General features: G+C 75.7%; 10 protein-coding genes. 2 read left to right on the forward strand and 8 right to left on the reverse strand.

Features of this window, described 5'->3' with window-relative positions; genetic code table 11:
* Positions 1-83: 83 nt before the first annotated feature.
* The 7 genes from ACFV0O_RS14430 to ACFV0O_RS14460 all read right to left on the reverse strand — a co-directional run bounded on the left by ACFV0O_RS14430 (position 84) and on the right by ACFV0O_RS14460 (position 9557).
* On the reverse strand, positions 84-1712 hold the full coding sequence (locus ACFV0O_RS14430; protein ID WP_360258342.1) for an RNA polymerase sigma factor: 1629 nt from the start codon (positions 1710-1712) through the stop codon (positions 84-86).
* 472 nt (positions 1713-2184) lie between these two features.
* Positions 2185-3117, reverse strand: a complete 933-nt coding sequence (locus ACFV0O_RS14435; RefSeq protein ID WP_360258344.1) for an FCD domain-containing protein — start codon at positions 3115-3117, stop codon at positions 2185-2187.
* 127 nt (positions 3118-3244) lie between these two features.
* Positions 3245-4150 carry a hypothetical protein gene (locus ACFV0O_RS14440; protein ID WP_380341016.1) on the reverse strand — a complete coding sequence of 302 codons (906 nt, stop codon included), beginning with the start codon at positions 4148-4150 and terminating at the stop codon, positions 3245-3247.
* A gap of 3 nt (positions 4151-4153) precedes the next feature.
* Positions 4154-5692: an ATP-binding cassette domain-containing protein gene (locus ACFV0O_RS14445; RefSeq protein WP_380341018.1), complete on the reverse strand. Its 1539-nt coding sequence runs from the start codon at positions 5690-5692 to the stop codon at positions 4154-4156.
* Between the two features lie 251 nt (positions 5693-5943).
* A complete protein-coding gene (locus tag ACFV0O_RS14450; protein WP_380341021.1) occupies positions 5944-6222 on the reverse strand; it encodes a hypothetical protein in 279 nt (92 codons plus the stop codon).
* A gap of 221 nt (positions 6223-6443) precedes the next feature.
* Entirely contained in the window at positions 6444-7202 is a 759-nt protein-coding gene (locus ACFV0O_RS14455) for an NUDIX domain-containing protein (RefSeq protein ID WP_380341023.1), read from the reverse strand.
* 231 nt (positions 7203-7433) lie between these two features.
* Positions 7434-9557: a glycogen debranching N-terminal domain-containing protein gene (locus ACFV0O_RS14460; RefSeq protein ID WP_380341188.1), complete on the reverse strand. Its 2124-nt coding sequence runs from the start codon at positions 9555-9557 to the stop codon at positions 7434-7436.
* A gap of 779 nt (positions 9558-10336) precedes the next feature.
* Here ACFV0O_RS14460 and ACFV0O_RS14465 point away from each other — a divergent pair.
* Positions 10337-11650 carry an alpha/beta fold hydrolase gene (locus ACFV0O_RS14465; protein ID WP_380341026.1) on the forward strand — a complete coding sequence of 438 codons (1314 nt, stop codon included), beginning with the start codon at positions 10337-10339 and terminating at the stop codon, positions 11648-11650.
* A 31-nt stretch (positions 11651-11681) separates the two neighbouring features.
* On the opposite strand, the gene ACFV0O_RS14470 is transcribed toward ACFV0O_RS14465, so the two are convergent.
* A complete protein-coding gene (locus ACFV0O_RS14470; RefSeq protein WP_380341029.1) occupies positions 11682-13205 on the reverse strand; it encodes a DUF4192 domain-containing protein in 1524 nt (507 codons plus the stop codon).
* Positions 13206-13433: 228 nt separating this feature from the next.
* Here ACFV0O_RS14470 and ACFV0O_RS14475 point away from each other — a divergent pair, with 228 nt between their 5' ends.
* Positions 13434-15629, forward strand: coding sequence for a RecQ family ATP-dependent DNA helicase (locus ACFV0O_RS14475; protein WP_380341031.1), 2196 nt, complete (start codon positions 13434-13436; stop codon positions 15627-15629).
* Positions 15630-15786: the final 157 nt, after the last annotated feature.

Here is a 15786-nt window from a genome sequence, read left to right on the forward strand (position 1 = left end):
CCGGCTCCCCCCCCGGGCCCGCCCCCGCGCCTGGGCCGGGCGCCCTCCGGCCCCGGGCCATCCGCTTCGACGATCGCCGCCGATCAGTCCAGGTAGTCGCGCAGCACCTGGGAACGCGACGGGTGGCGCAGCTTCGACATGGTCTTCGACTCGATCTGGCGGATGCGCTCACGGGTGACCCCGTACACCTTGCCGATCTCGTCGAGCGTCTTCGGCTGGCCGTCGGTGAGACCGAAGCGCATCGAGACCACGCCGGCCTCACGCTCGGAGAGGGTGTCCAGCACCGAGTGCAGCTGCTCCTGGAGCAGGGTGAAGGAGACCGCGTCGGCCGGGACGACCGCCTCGGAGTCCTCGATCAGGTCACCGAACTCGCTGTCGCCGTCCTCGCCCAGCGGGGTGTGCAGCGAGATCGGCTCACGGCCGTACTTCTGGACCTCGATGACCTTCTCGGGGGTCATGTCGAGTTCCTTGGCCAGCTCCTCCGGGGTGGGCTCGCGGCCCAGGTCCTGGAGCATCTGGCGCTGGACGCGGGCCAGCTTGTTGATGACCTCGACCATGTGCACCGGGATGCGGATGGTGCGGGCCTGGTCGGCCATGGCGCGGGTGATCGCCTGGCGGATCCACCAGGTGGCGTAGGTCGAGAACTTGTAGCCCTTGGTGTAGTCGAACTTCTCGACCGCACGGATCAGACCCAGGTTGCCCTCCTGGATCAGGTCCAGGAAGAGCATGCCGCGGCCGGTGTAGCGCTTGGCCAGCGAGACCACCAGGCGGAGGTTGGCCTCCAGCAGGTGGTTCTTGGCCCGGCGGCCGTCCTCGGCGATGATCTCCAGCTCGCGCTTGAGCTTCGGGGCCAGCTTGTCGGCGGCCGAGAGCTTGTCCTCGGCGAACAGGCCGGCCTCGATGCGCTTGGCGAGCTCGACCTCCTGCTCGGCGTTGAGCAGCGGGACCTTGCCGATCTGCTTCAGGTAGTCCTTGACCGGGTCGGCGGTGGCACCGGCGACGGCGACCTGCTGGGCCGGCGCGTCGTCCTCGTCGTCGTCGGAGAGGACGAAGCCCTCCGACTCCTCCTCCGGCCCCTCGGCCTCGGCCTTGTCGCCCGGCAGCGCGGTCTCCTCGAGGATCTCCTCCTCGCCGAGCAGCTCCTCGTCGCCCTTGCCGGACTTCGTGGCGGCGGTCTTCTTGGCAGCGGTCTTCTTGGCCGGCGCGGCGGCCTTCTTCGCCGCGGCCTTCTTCGCCGGGGCGGCCTTCTTCGCCGCGACAGCCTTCACCCCGGTGACGACGGAGGTCGTCTCGGCGGTGATGTCGGCGGAGACGGTGGGGGCCGGGGCCGCGGCGGCGGCGACGGCCGGAGCCGCGACGGGAGCGCCGGGGGCGATCCGCACGGGCGGCTTGGTCGGGGCCGACGGGGTCCGGGTGGTGACAGCCTTGGTGGCGGTGCGCTTGGTGGGGCTCTTGGCAGCAACGCTCTTGCGCTTGGCGCCGGCCGGTTCGGCCGCGCTGACCATGAGGTCCACCCCCTCCTCAATCAACACCTGGTTGAGGCTGCGCATGACGTTCTTCCACTTGGTGACCGGGATCTGGTCCGCCTCGAACGCCTGGCGCACGTCGTCACCGGCGATCTGCCCCTGGGCCTTGCCCCGCTCGATGAGCGCCAGCAGAGCCGCGGACTCGGCGATCTCGGGGGGAAGTGAACGGGATGTGCTGGCCGACACGAACAACCTCTCGGACGATGAGTGGACTCGAACCCGTACCGGCCGCCCGAGCGGGCGGGGAAGGAGATCGCGCGCCTGACGCGCGGTGTCGATTCCGACCGACTCGGGCTTGAGGACTGGGTTTGCAGGACGGCAGCAGCGCCGCGGACCAACACAGCATTCTGACATGTTGGAGTATTCCGCAGCTGCTCCCGCTCAGGAGACATCGCTGCTACTCGTCAAGTGTTACGCATGGCCTTCGTGTCGCGGGTCACACCACACGGCGCCCGCGGCCACCGGGCCGGGTTCCATCATTGCGCACTCTCGCCGAAGTGTTTTGTCATGGCCGGGATGACTGTCGGGGCCGACCGCCCCGGGCCCCGGAGGACCGTCCGCATGCAGAGGCCCTCCGGCTGCGCCGCGCGGTGCGGCCGGAGGGCCCTGGCGGAGCGGACCGCCGGACCCGGCGCCCCCGCTCGTCGGAACAGCCCGCTCAGTGCTCCCGGGGCGCGGGGACGGACGGCTCGATCTCGGGGTGGACGGTGAGCAGCGCCCGCATCGCGACCTCGGCCGCGGCGCCGTCGCCGGCCCCCAGGGCGTCCACCAGCCGGGCGTGCAGGCCGACCGAGGACTCGGAGGGCCGCTCGCAGGAGATCGCCGGGCCGCCCGAGACCTGCAGCGCACAGGCGACGATCCCGGACAGGTGCTCCAGCATCCGATTGCCGGCCATCTGCAGGACCAGGCCGTGCAGCTCGGCGTCGGCCCGGGTGTAGGTGGACAGGTCGGCCTGGGAGGCGGCGTGGCCCATGATCTCGACCAGCTCGACCAGACGCTGCTGGACGTCCTCCCGGCCGTGGCCGGCGGCCAGCCGGGCGGCCAGCGGATCGATCGCCCAGCGGAGCTCGAACAGCTCGCGGCGCTGCTCGTCCCGCTGCGGGCCGAAGGCCCGCCACTCGATGATGTCGGGGTCCAGCAGGTTCCAGTCGCCGACCGGGCGGACCCGGGTGCCGACGTTCGGCCGGGCGCTGACCAGGCCCTTGGCCTCCAGCACGCGCAGCGACTCGCGGACGACGGTCCGGGAGACCTCGAAGCGCTGGCCGATCTCCTCCGGCACCAGCGGGCGGTCGGCGCCGAGGTCGCCGGAGACGATCATCTGGCCGAGCTGCTGGACCAGCTGGCCGTGCAGACCGCGGCCGCGGCTGCTGGTGGTCTTGCGGCCGACCCGGGCGATGTCGGACTCGGCGCCCTCCCAGCGGGGCGCCGGCGGGGTCGGCCGGTCGGCGTACGAGAAGCGGTCCGGATCGCCGGAGCCGTGGATCGGCCCGTCGGCGGAACGGGCGGGGGTCATGGTGGGGTGCGCAAGGGTACTCACGCCTCCTTTGTCGGCGATCGGCAGGCGCGGCTTGAGAATTCTCGTGAAAAGCACACGAAAGGGTGATCGACCGTGACTGGATAATTGACTTCTTATCAGGAAGAACCGCTCATTTCGGCCACTGCTGGTCGATCTTGGTTCTTCGGGACGGCCGACCCCTCGGCGCTCGCCGCAGCGGGCCCTACAGCGCGCGCCGGCGCGCCTGGACGAGCAGCGCCGCGAGCAGCAGTACCGCCCCGGGAGCCGCGACCGCCACGATCAGCGCAGGGTCCGTCAGCGCCGCACTCCCGGCCGCCCCTCCGCGCGCGCCGCCGTACACCCAGCCGTAGGCCCACTCGATGCCGGACTGGAAGGGCAGCAGTTCCGCCGCCCGCGCCGGCCACGGCCGGCCGGTCCGGCGCAGCAGCAGGGCGACACCGGACTCCAGCAGCGGCGGCAGCGCGCACAGCAGCAGCACCCCGGCGGCGGCACTGCGGGTCAGCGACGCGGTCAGCACCCCGGTCCAGGCGGCCACGACGGCCAGCAGGACGAACGCCAGCAGCGCCGCCGGCACCCCGTGGCCGACCACCAGCGCCAGCGGAGCGAAGGCACCCGGCAGGTCGGACAGCCCGGACAGTCCGGCACCGCCCACCGCCTCGGACACCCGCGCCGACAACGCGGTGGGCTCCGCCCAGGCCTCCACCGTCACCCCGTCCGGCAGCGCGAGGTGCACGGCCACCGTGTCGAGCAACAGGCTGGCCAGCGCCAGCAGCGCCGCCACCGGACCGACGACCAGCAGCTTGACCAGCAGCAGCCGCACCCGGCGCGGGTACGACACCATCGAGGCGGGCAGCCCCGGGTGGTTCACCTCGTGCCCGTACGAGAGCGCGCCCAGCACGCCGGCGGCGAGGGCCGCGAACGGCAGCGGGACGAGCGGGACGGTGGCGGTCAGCAGGCGCACCCCGGCGGGCGCGGCCAGCGGGCCGGCCGGAGTCTGGCTCGCCAGGACGGCGGCCACCACGGCGTCGCCGAGCAGCACGGCGGCGAGCAGCAGCCAGGTGGAACGCAGGCCGCGCAGACGGCGCAGCTCGTAGGCCAGGACACGCACGGTTCACTCGCTCCGGTGGTCGTCGGTGGTGGCGGGGGCCGAGGCGGCGGTCGCGCCCGAGGTGAGGCGGCGGAGCCGGACGGTGTCGTCGGTGAGCAGGTCGGCGTTCTCGCGCCGGCCCGGGGGCTTGGCCCGGGCGGCTTCCCCGGCCGGGGCCCGGTCGTCGCGGAAGAGCCGGTCGACGGCGACGGTCGGGACCGGCTCGTCGCCCCCGGTGCGCTCGGTGGACCGGCCGGGGTTGGCGGACGCGGCCCGGGGGGCGGGCGTACCGGCGGTGGGCGTACCGAGGGCGGGGAGCGCGGCGGCGACCACGGCGACGGGCAGGGCGCGGGTGGGCAGCGAAGCGTCGTCCTGGGGGCGCGGCGTCCGGCGCCGCGGGGTGGTGGCTTCGGAGTCGGGATCGACGGCCGACCCTGTGACGGGCGCGAAGGCAGCGGTGGCGGGCACGCCCGCCGCCGCCTCGACAGGGGCCTCGGTGACCGCTTCGGCCGCGAACCGCCGGGCCGACTCGGAGGGCGACTCGGGGCTCGGTCCGGTGCGCGGTTCGGGGTTGCTTCCGGAGCTCGGCTCGGGGCTCGGTCCGGAGTTCGGTGCGGCGTCCTGGGCAGCTCGGACGAGGAGGTGACCGGAGCGGCCCGAGGCGGCCGGCAGGACGACCCGGGGCACGGGCTGCTCGACCACCCGGTCGGCCAGCTCGTGCAGCAGGATCCCGTGCCGGTAGGCGAGTTCACCGATCTCGGTGCGGTCGACGCCGGCCACCGCGAGACCCACGCTGCCGTCCTGGCGGACCTCGGCTCCCTGCTCGACCAGCAGGTCGGCCAGTCGCGCCATCTGCGGCCCCCGGACGGCCACTTCGGGCCTGAGCCGGGTCCGCCGGAACTCCTCGACCGGCTGGTCGGCCACCAGTCGGCCGCGGTCCAGGGTGACGACCCGGTCGGCGAGCTGCGCGGCCTCCTGCGGGTTCCGGGCGGTCACCAGGACCGTCCCGCCGGCGACACCGAACGAGCGCAGGAAGGAGTGGAACCACTCGACGTTGCGCGGCGACAGGCCCTCGGTCGGCGCGTCCAGCAGCAGCGTGCCGGGGTCACCCAGCAGGGCGGCGGCCAGGGCCAGCCGACGGTGCATACCGGGCGAGAAGGTGCGCAGCCGCTGCCCGGCGACGGCGGCCAGCCGGGTCTGCGCCAGCAGCTCGTCAACGCGTCGGGCCGGCGCGCCGACGGCCGCCGCGAGCATCCGCAGGTGGCCGTGCGCCCTGCGGCCCGGGTGCCCGGCCACCGCGGTCACGCCCTCGCCCGGACCGGCCAGCAGCACGCCGACCTCCCGCTCGGGCCGGCGGATCCGGCGGTAGGGGCGCCCGTCGAAGAGCGTGACGCCCTGGCCGCGTTCGAGTTCCAGCATCAGCCGCAGCGCGGTGGACTTGCCCGCACCCTCGGCGCCGAGCAGCACGGTCACGGCGCCGGGCCGGGCGTCGAAGGTCAGGTCCAGTACGGCGGGCGGGGCACCCTTGCGGTAGACCCTGGTCAGTCCGGTGATCTGAATCATCGCTGGCTCCCGTGCCCTCGGCCGACCTGCTTCGACGCGGAGCACCCCCTGATGGGCCGGCGTTGCGCCCGCCGCACGGCTCCGCGCCAGCACATTAGGGGGCCACGGCGGCTATTCCGGACATTGCGGGAACGGCACGGGCCCGCCGACTGCCCACCTCACCCGATCAGGGGAAAATCCGATCCTGCGATTCACGGGACCACCCACTGCGGGGCCCGGGCCGGAGCCGCGCCGTCCCCCGGTCGCCGGTCCTACCGGGACGGCCAGGGCAGCGGCGGGAGCTGCTCGCCGCCGCAGACCACCCGGAACTCGTCGACGGCGGCCTGGCCCTCGACGGTGGTCTCGCCCAGTTGCTCGCGCTCGGCGGCCAGCCGCTCCTGCACGGCCGCGATCGTCTCGGGTGCGGCCCGCTCGGCCTCCAGCTCTGCCAGCTCCTTCTCCGTGGCGGTGGTGGTCGCGTCGAGGCTCTTGTAGTCGGCCGCCAGCCCCTCGATGAGGAATCGCTGGTGCGCGCAGTCCTTGAGGGCCATGACGGGGCTCCTGGGTGCCGGAAGGCCTCCGGCCCGGCGGCCGGAGCGTCCACCGACACTCTGCGCCGGTGCACCCGCGGCCGCAGCCAGGCCGGGCCATTCGGTTGCCCAGGACGCACCGCTGGGGAGGAGGCCGGGGGTGCCGGGACAGGGCGCGGGACGGGCCCCGGGCGCGGCCCGGACGCGCCGGGTGGGGCGCGGCCCGGCCCCGCGAGGTGGCCTCAGGACTCCGGGCGGAGCATGGGCGGGTTGAGGACGGTCGCGCCGCCGGCGGTGAACAGCTGGGCGGGGCGGCCGCCCTGACGGGTCGTCGTGCCGCCGGAGGGCAGCAGGAAGCCGGGGGTGCCGGTGACCTTGCGGTGGAAGTTCCGCGGGTCCAGCACCACGCCCCAGACCGCCTCGTAGACCCGGCGCAGCTCGCCGACGGTGAACTCGGTCGGACAGAACGCGGTTGCGAGCGAGGAGTACTCGATCTTGGAGCGGGCGCGTTCCACGCCGTCGGCGAGGATCAGGCCGTGGTCGAAGGCGAGCGGGACGCCGTCGGCCGGGTTCCCTCCGAGGAGTTCTGCCACCGGGGCCCACCGGGCGCTGCTGGCGTCGCCGCCGGCCCGGGGCGTCGGCAGGTCGGGGGCGAGCACCAGGTAGGCCACGCTGACCACGCGCATCCGGGGGTCGCGCTGCGGGTGGCCGTAGGTGGCGAGCTGCTCCAGGTGGGCTCCGGCCGCACCGGGGCCAGCCGCGTCGTGACCCGGGGCCGAGTGCGCGCGCAGGCCGGTCTCCTCGGCCAGCTCCCGGGAAGCGGCCTCGGCCAGGCCCTCGTCCGGCCGGACGAAGCCTCCGGGCAGCGCCCAGTACCCCTGGAACGGCGGCTCGCCGCGTCTGACCAGCAGGGCGCAGAGCGCGTGGTCGCGCACCGTCAGCACCACCAGGTCAACCGTGACAGCGAACGGGGGGAAGGCCGACGGATCGTAACGCGACATGGCGCCGATCATAGTCGTCTCTCTGACGATAAGCACAGGCCTTGCGCGCGGCCCGCACAAGGCCTGCTCGGGGCCGGTCGTCCACCCGCCCGGTACGGTTCGCGCACGGGCGGGCGGGGGCTCCCGGGCCGGAGGCGCCGAAGGGCGGTCGGTGGGTCCGGCGCCGGCGCTGCGCGGCGCCGGGTGCGGTGGCACGGGCCGAGCGCGGCCACGCCGGGCCGGGGTGCGCGGTCAGCGGGCGACGAGCTGCAGGTCCGCGGAAGCCTCCTCGACCATCGCCACGCCGATCCGGCTCACCCGGACCGAGAAGGGTTCGCCCGCCACCCGCAGCCCGGTCAGCTCCAGCTCGCCGAGCGGCGCGGTGCTGGCCGGGCGGACCAGGACCCGGCCGCCCGGAACGTCGGGCCGCACCCCGGCGAGGGCGAACACCGCGTGCACGGCACCGGCCGCCGACACCGCCGCCGGACGGCAGGCGGCCGGGTGCGGCACCGGCGGGCAGCCGGGGGTGCGCTGCTCCCCCGCGTACATCTCCGGCAGTCGCCCCTCGAAGTGGGCGGCCGCGGCAAGTAGGCCCTCCAGCAGGGTGCCGGCCTCGTTCTCGTGGCCGGCCTCGGCCAGTCCGGCGATCGCCAGCGCGGTTTCGTGGACTCGTACCGCGCCGCCGCGGTGGCCCAGCGGGTTGAACCGGGGGGACTTGGCGCTGAGCGTGCGCAGGCCCCAGCCGCTGTCCAGCTCCGGGGCGACCAGGCGCTGGGCGAGCAACCGGATCTGCTCGCGGTCCAGCAGGCTCTCGTGGCGGCCGCCGTCGGCGGCGAGCCCGGTGTCCAGCAGGTGCACCAGGCAGGAGGCGACGGCGGGCAGCGGCTGACCGCCCGGGGCCAGCCCGGCGGCGGGGCGGCCGCCCGAGAGGTCGTCGACCCAGAACCGCTCGCGGAAGCGCCCGCGCAGCTCCGCGGCCCAGGTCCGCCAGCCCCCGGCGCCCGGGCGACCGAAGGCCTCCAGCAGTTCGGCGCCGTGCAGGGCGGCGCGGTGGGCCTGCGCCTGGACCTCGGCGCGGGCGGCGACCGGGTGGGCCGAGCGCTCCTCGGCAGGGCGGCTCAGATCGGTGACGAAACCGTCGACCAGCCCGTCGCGCAGCGCGGCCAGGGCCCGCTCCGCGGCCGGGAGCAGTTCTGCGACCTCCGACCCGGGCAGACCCCAGCGCCAGGCCTCGGCCAGCACCGTGACGAACAGCAGGGTGGCCTCGGTGGCGGTGCAGGTGGGCGGCAGCTCCGGGCCGCCGTGCCGCAGGCTCCCGGGCAGCAGGCCCTCGGTGCGGCCCGGGGCGGGGGCCAGCTGCTGACGGCGGGCCAGTGCCCGCAGGGTGCCGACGGCCAACCGGGTGCCGAGCGGCAGGGTGAGCCGGGCGGCCCAGAGCGCGTCGGCCGGGGCGAGGCCGAAGCGCCAGGGCGCGCCGGAGGCCGGGTAGAGGTCGGTCGGGCGGTCCGGATCGGCGAACAGCAGCCCGCCGAGGGCGTCCAGGGAGCGGGAGACCAGCGGGGCGGCCCGGGAGTCGTCGCTGCGGACCTCCGGCTCGGACCAGGGCAGTGGGACACCGGTGCCACGCCCACCGGGCGGCCGCGGGCCGGTGGCGGCGCTCTCCAGCTCGGTGCGCAGCTCGACCGACCAGCGGGCGCCGGGCTGGACCTCCAGGTCCCAGCGGAGCACCCCCGCGCCGGCCAGGACGGCGTGCGGCGAGGGCTTGGCACTGACCACGGCACTGTGTCCGGGGCCCGTCCAGCGGAGCCCGGCGGACTGCACCTGGCCCGGCAGGTCGGGCGGGCGGTGCCCGGCGGCGATCTCGGCGACCGGGCCGAGGTCCGTGCCGACGGCGATCTCCAGCGGCAGCCGGGCGGGCCGCGGGCCGGTGTTGCGCACGACGACGGTCTCCACGCCGTCCGCGTGGCGCAGCCGCTCGACGGTGAGCGCCGGGTCCGGGTCGAGGTCGCCGGGGACCCGGACGGCGCCGAGGAAGCGGGCCTGGGCGGTGCTGGTCAGGGCGCCCTGGAGCGGCAGCGGCTCCATGCCGCCCAGCCGTACCTCCATCCGGGCGAGTGCCCGGACGCCGTTGCGGTAGAAGCCGTGCAGGCCGTGGCCTCGCAGCTGGCCGTCGGGGCCGGAGGCGGCCATCGCCGGGGCGTTGACGCAGATCACCGCGTGGTGGACCGCGGGGGGCTGCGGGCGCGGCGGGGCGGCGGGGCGGCCCGGGCCGGCGGGTGCTCCCCCTGGCCCGGTCGGCGGGACCAGGTCGGGACGCCCGACCGGTCTCGGCGCTCCGACCACGCTCTCGGCCGGCATGGCCTGTGGTGGCCTCATGGCGGTCACCGGACTCTCCTCCCCTCGGCGGTCCGTGGCCGGGTCAGGCCGGTGGGCCGCGAGCATGCTCGATCGCGTGCTGATGGTGCCGGGCCGACGGGGTTTCCCATCGGCGGTGTGCCGTGTCTGGCCGTACCCGGCGGCGGGTCGTGCCAAGCGGTGCTCGGTACCGGGCCGGTACCGGCGCGCCGCGCCGTCGCGACGGGCCCGCCACCGCGCCCGCACGCCCTCGGGACGGGCGCCCCGGCACGCCGGGGCCACCTGCCGCGTGGCCCGCGCCCGCCGGGCCGGCCGGTTCCTGCACGGCGACCGGCCCCGCTGCCGCACTTACGCCGCCGACCGCCGCCGGTGGCCGGGGTCCCCGGTCCCGCGTCGCCGGGCGGACGACCCGGCCGGATGTGCACCCGGCCGGTCTCCGTTCGGGCACAGGGCCCCCGGGGTGAACGCCGCACACCGCCGCCAGGTCACGCCCCACCCCGACCGGCACCGGTCGGTGCCCGCCCCACCGGGCGGTCGTGCCGCTTCCGTCGGAGCGGCGCCGGGTCCCGCCACGAGCCCGTCGCGGCCTGCGCCGAGGCCCCGTCCCGGGCTTCCCGTGCTGCCGTCGGCGCTGCTCGGAGCGGGTGTCGACCGGGGTCGGCCGCCCGATCGGACGGGCAGGGACGGTCGAACCGGCGCTCGACCGCCGCCAGGATACGGTGCGGGGGTCGCGGCCCCGCATCCGGTGACCCCGTGAACCGCGACGCCACCACTGTGACCAGCAGAGACCGAGGAGTCCCATGTCCACCGTCAGCCGGCTGCCCGGGATCGTCACGACCGACCACGTGTTCCAGGTCCCCCTCGACCACGCGGCCCCGCAGGGCGAGCAGATCGAGGTGTACGCCCGCGAGGTGGTGGCCGCCGGCCGTGAGCGGGACGACCTGCCCTGGCTGCTCTTCCTCCAGGGCGGGCCCGGTGGCAAGGCCGCCCGGCCGCTCACCCGGGACACCTGGCTGAAGCGCGCCTTGGACGACTACCGGGTGCTCCTGCTCGACCAGCGCGGCACCGGGCGGTCCACGCCCGCGACCCGGCAGACCCTCGCCCGGCGCGGCGGCCCACGCGAGCAGGCGGACTACCTCGCCCACTTCCGGGCGGACTCGATCGTCCGGGACTCCGAGCTGATCCGCACCCGGTTGCTCGGCGCCGACCGGCCCTGGAGCGTGCTCGGCCAGAGCTTCGGCGGCTTCTGCACCCTCACCTACCTCTCCGTCGCACCCGAGGGCCTGACCGAGGCCTTCATCACCGGCGGTCTGGCCGGCCTCGCCGACTCGGCCGACGACGTCTACCGCGCTGCCTACCCGCGCGTGGTCCGCAAGAACGAGGACCACTACGCCCGGTTCCCGCAGGATGTCGAAGCGGCGCGGCGGATCGCCGCCCACCTCGCGGACTCCCCCGCGGCCCTGCCGGACGGCGGAGTGCTCACCGTCGAGGCGTTCCAGGCCCTCGGGATGCTGCTCGGCGGCGGCAACGGCTCCGGCGCCCTGCACTACCTGCTGGAGGAGGCCTGGGTGGAGGGCGCGGCCGGACCCGAGCTCTCGGACACCTTCCTGGCCTCCGCCCAGGCCCAGCTCTCCTTCGCCGGCGGCCCGCTGTACGCGGTGCTGCACGAGTCGATCTACGGCCAGCGGTCGGTGGACCAGGGCGGCACCGGCTGGTCGGCCGAGCGGCTCCGCAAGGAGTTCCCGCAGTTCGACGCCCGGGCCGCGCTGGAGTCCGGCGCACCCGTGCTGTTCACCGGGGAGATGATCTACCCCTGGATGTTCGACTCCGACCCGGCACTGCGCCCGCTGAAGGAGACCGCGGAGCTGCTCGCCGCCCGCACCGACTGGCCCGACCTGTACGACCGGGAGCGCCTGGCCGCCAACCGCGTACCGGTCGTGGCGGCGGTGTACCACGACGACATGTACGTGGACACCGCCGCCTCGCTGGAGACCGCCCGCGCGGTGCGCGGTCTGCGGACCTGGATCACCAACGAGTGGGAGCACGACGGCCTGCGGGTCAGCGGCGGCACGGTGCTGGACCGCCTGATCGCGATGGCGCGCGGCGAGGCGTAGCCGCCGAGAGGCCGGTGCGGCGGCGAGCTGGTCAGTGGGCACGGCGGCTCCCCCTGGCCGCCCGCCGGACCCCGGGGCACCGGTGTCGTCCGCTCCCGGCGCGGGCGACGGCGGGCGCGCACACCGCCCTGCGGCCGAGCCTCAGACCCCGGGCGGTCCGTTCCCCGGCCGACCGGACGCGCCCGGGCGCCGAGGCCCGGCCCGGCGTGGGCAGCAGGGCAAGCGAGCCGGCGGCGCTCCCGCCCGGGGCCGGGCCGCCGGCGCCGGCCTGACCGGCGGGGCCGCCCGGGCCGTGGTCGGCCGAGGCCGGACCCGACACCGTGGACGAACCCTTCCGACGGGCTCCCCGGCGACGTCGGCGGCCGCCGGAGGCCCGACCGGGCCCCTCCGGGGGGAGGCCGTCCGCCGGGGCCCCGGGCACCGGGCCCGGCCCGTCGGCAGGCGGCGACGGGTCGCCGGTCCGGGCCGACGCGGGCGCCTGCCCCTCGCGCCGCCGTCGCTGGGCCTCGACGGCAGCCAGCAGCGCCCCGGGCGTCATGCCGTCGTTGACCGACTCGTGGAGCAACTCGGCCAGCAGGTAGTCCGGGGCGAGCCGCAGGACGTGGCCGAGCACGACCCGCGTCGTCGCCGTGTCACCGGCGACCCAGGACGCCCAGGCCAGCAGGGTGAGCGGGGCCACCGCGCAGCCCTCGTACGGCGGCACGGCCCGCCGGGCGAGGAAGCGCCAGAGCCGTTCGGCGGGAGCCAGCTCGTCGGGTCGGGCGTACTCGACGCCGCGGTCCCGGACGGTCCGGTCCCGCAGGGCGAACAGCAACCGGGCCGTCCGCTCCGGGTCGAGCTCCCGGGCTCCGGCCCCGAACTCGGCGACGGCCTGGTCGAGCAGGGCGATGCCCTGCTCCCGGGAACCCGCGCTCTCCCCGGCCCGGACGAGCGCCTCGCGTTGGGCCGCGTCCCCGGGCGGGCCGACCGGAGCCAACCCGCCGAGGATCGCCTTCCGGCTACCGCGCGGCACCAGTCCGGCGACCGTCGCGGCGGCGGCCGCCGGGCCCGGGCCGCGCCGCACCGGGTTGCCCGCCGGGTCACAGCACCCGGTGCCCCGGCAGAGGAAGGACCACCAGCGGCCGTCCGAGACGCACAGCGACTCCTTCACCGCGACGCCCCGCCGCCCGAAGGCCGCCCGGAGGTCGTCCGCCAGCGGCTGCAGGCCGTCCACGACCGGCGGGGCGTGCGGGGCGCCGGGATCCTGGCAGAGGTAGAGGAGCACTTGGAGCGGCCGGGCGCCGTTCCGCTCCGAGAGGGCGACCAGCAGGGCGGCCGTCTCCTCCGCGGCGGCCGGCCACTGCGCGGGCGATTCCGGCAGGTCGGCCCGGACCACCCCGCCCTGGTGCAGGTCGGGGCCCTGGAGACCGACCGCGACGATGCTGTCGTCGGGGTGGAACCCCAGGAAGTAGGGCAGCAGCTCGGCCATGTCGGCCGGGCCCCGCATGACGACCGGCCGGTGATCGGAGGCCGGACCGAGGGACAGAATGACGTTCTCGTTGTTCATCGCGTTCATGACCGCAAGAGTGGACGCGATCCGCGAACGGCACCGGACCCGAATTTTTTCTGTGGATAACTCCGCCTCCGAATTCCCCTTCGCCCATTCGGAGCAAGCGACACTCCCTCCGAAGAGTGGATTTTGACTGCCGTTCAGCGGACCAGCGGATGAAATGCACCTCGCCTTCGCCTCGCTCCCCACCCCGGCATTCGCCCCTTGTCGGCGGTACGGGGTTACATGGACGCCATGCAGCAGCCCGACACCCACACCACCGCCACCGCCGACCGCGCCGAGGTCCGGGCGCGGGCCGAAGCCGTCCTGCGCGAGCTCGCCGGCCCCGGCGCCACCCTGCGCGAGGACCAGTGGACGGCCATCGAGGCCCTCGTGGTCGACCACCGCCGCGCCCTGGTCGTCCAGCGCACCGGCTGGGGGAAGTCCGCGGTCTACTTCATCGCCACCGCCCTGCTCCGGGCCCGCGGCGCCGGGCCGACGGTGATCGTCTCGCCGCTGCTCGCCCTGATGCGCAACCAGGTCGAGTCGGCGGCCCGGGCCGGCATCCACGCCCGCACCATCAACTCGGCCAACACCGACGAGTGGGACGAGGTCCAGGCCGAGGTCGCCGCCGGGAAGGTGGACATCCTGCTGGTCAGCCCCGAACGGCTGAACAACCCGGACTTCCGCGACCAGGTGCTGCCCAAGCTCGCCGCCTCCACCGGCCTGCTGGTGGTCGACGAGGCACACTGCATCTCGGACTGGGGGCACGACTTCCGGCCCGACTACCGCCGGCTGCGCACCATGCTCGCGGAGCTGTCGCCCGGCGTCCCGGTGCTGGCCACCACCGCCACGGCCAACGCCCGGGTCACCGCGGACGTCGCCGAGCAGCTCGGCACCGGCACCGCCGACGAGCACGCCCTGGTGCTGCGCGGACCGCTCGACCGGGAGAGCCTCACCCTGGGCGTGCTGACCCTGCCCGACCCGGCGCACCGGCTCGCCTGGCTGGCCGACCACCTCGACCGGCTCCCCGGATCGGGCATCGTCTACACCCTGACGGTGGCCGCGGCCGAGGAGGTGACGGCCTTCCTGCGCGAACGCGGCTTCCCGGTGGCCTCCTACTCCGGCCGCACCGAGGACGCCGAGCGCCGCACCGCCGAGGCCGACCTGCTGGCCAACCGGGTCAAGGCCCTGGTCGCCACGTCCGCACTCGGCATGGGCTTCGACAAGCCCGACCTCGGCTTCGTCGTGCACCTCGGCTCGCCCAGTTCGCCGATCGCCTACTACCAGCAGGTCGGCCGGGCCGGGCGCGGCGTGGACCGGGCCGAGGTGCTGCTGCTGCCCGGGCGCGAGGACGAGGCGATCTGGCGCTACTTCGCCTCGCTGGCCTTCCCCCCGGAGGAGCAGGTCCGGCGCACCATCGACGCGCTGGCCGAGGCCGGCCGCCCGCTCTCCACCGCCGCCCTGGAGCCCCGGGTGGACCTGCGCCGGGCCCGGCTGGAGACCATGCTCAAGGTGCTCGACGTGGACGGCGCCGTCCGCCGGGTCAAGGGCGGCTGGACGGCCACCGGGCAGAGCTGGGCGTACGACACCGCCCGCTACGCCAAGGTCGCGGCCTCCCGGGAGGCGGAACAGCGGGCGATGCGCGAGTATGCGGCGGGCACCGGCTGCCGGATGGAGTTCCTGCGCCGCCAGCTGGACGACGAGCAGGCCGTGCCGTGCGGCCGGTGCGACAACTGCGCGGGGCCGCTGCACACCCCGGACGTCTCCGCCGAGGCGCTGGCCGCCGCCCGGGCCGCGCTCGGCCGCCCGGGCGTCAGCTTCGAGCCGCGCCGACTCTGGCCGACCGGGATGGACGCGCTCGGGGTGCCGCTCAAGGGCCGGATCCCGGCGGGCGAGCAGGCCGAGACCGGCCGGGCGCTCGGCCGGCTGTCCGACATCGGCTGGGGCACTCGGCTGCGCACCCTGCTCACCGAGCAGGCGCCGGACGTGCCGGTACCCGGCGAGGCGGTGGACGCGCTGGTGGCGGTGCTGGCCGACTGGGCCCGCGGGCCGGGCGGTTGGGCCGGGCCCGCGACGGCGGAGGGCTCCCGGCTGGAGCGGCCGGTCGGCGTGGTGACCATGGCCTCCTCGAACCGCCCCCAGCTGGTCGGCAGCCTCGGCGCGCGGATCGCGGAGATCGGGCGGCTGCCGCTGCTCGGCCGGATCGAGTACGCCGGCGGGCTGCCGCCGCACGGGGCCCGCAGCAACAGCGCCCAACGGCTGCACTCGCTGGCCGGGGCGCTGGTCCTGTCGCCGGAGGTGGAACAGGCGGTGGCGGCCGCCGGCGGGCCGGTGCTGCTGGTGGACGACCTCGTCGACTCGGGCTGGACGGTCACCGTGGGTGCCCGGCTGCTGCGCAGGGCCGGGGCGAGTGCGGTGCTGCCGCTGGTGCTGGCCGTTCAGGGGTGACGGGAGGGTCGCAGACCGTCGAGAGAACAACGGTCATCACTCGAATGGCCTAACAGAAAGGATCAAGCCAAGCGATTTCGATCACACCCGCCGGCCGGAGCGAAAAGGGGGTGGTCACCGTGCCGCCGACGGTTCACGTCGCGCTTCGAGCGTTGTG

Origin of the sequence: Kitasatospora sp. NPDC059577, from assembly GCF_042735475.1 — a bacterium.
In the GTDB taxonomy this organism is placed as follows: Bacteria; Actinomycetota; Actinomycetes; order Streptomycetales; family Streptomycetaceae; genus Kitasatospora.

Excerpts from the sequence above, each read along its gene's own strand:
- ACFV0O_RS14445 (WP_380341018.1), bottom strand. The coding sequence starts at position 5,692 with ATGATTCAGATCACCGGACTGACCAGGGTCTACCGCAAGGGTGCCCCG.
- ACFV0O_RS14465 (WP_380341026.1), top strand. The coding sequence starts at position 10,337 with ATGTCCACCGTCAGCCGGCTGCCCGGGATCGTCACGACCGACCACGTG.
- ACFV0O_RS14470 (WP_380341029.1), bottom strand. The coding sequence starts at position 13,205 with ATGAACGCGATGAACAACGAGAACGTCATTCTGTCCCTCGGTCCGGCC.
- ACFV0O_RS14460 (WP_380341188.1), bottom strand. The coding sequence starts at position 9,557 with ATGAGGCCACCACAGGCCATGCCGGCCGAGAGCGTGGTCGGAGCGCCG.
- ACFV0O_RS14455 (WP_380341023.1), bottom strand. The coding sequence starts at position 7,202 with ATGTCGCGTTACGATCCGTCGGCCTTCCCCCCGTTCGCTGTCACGGTT.
- ACFV0O_RS14475 (WP_380341031.1), top strand. The coding sequence starts at position 13,434 with ATGCAGCAGCCCGACACCCACACCACCGCCACCGCCGACCGCGCCGAG.
- ACFV0O_RS14450 (WP_380341021.1), bottom strand. The coding sequence starts at position 6,222 with ATGGCCCTCAAGGACTGCGCGCACCAGCGATTCCTCATCGAGGGGCTG.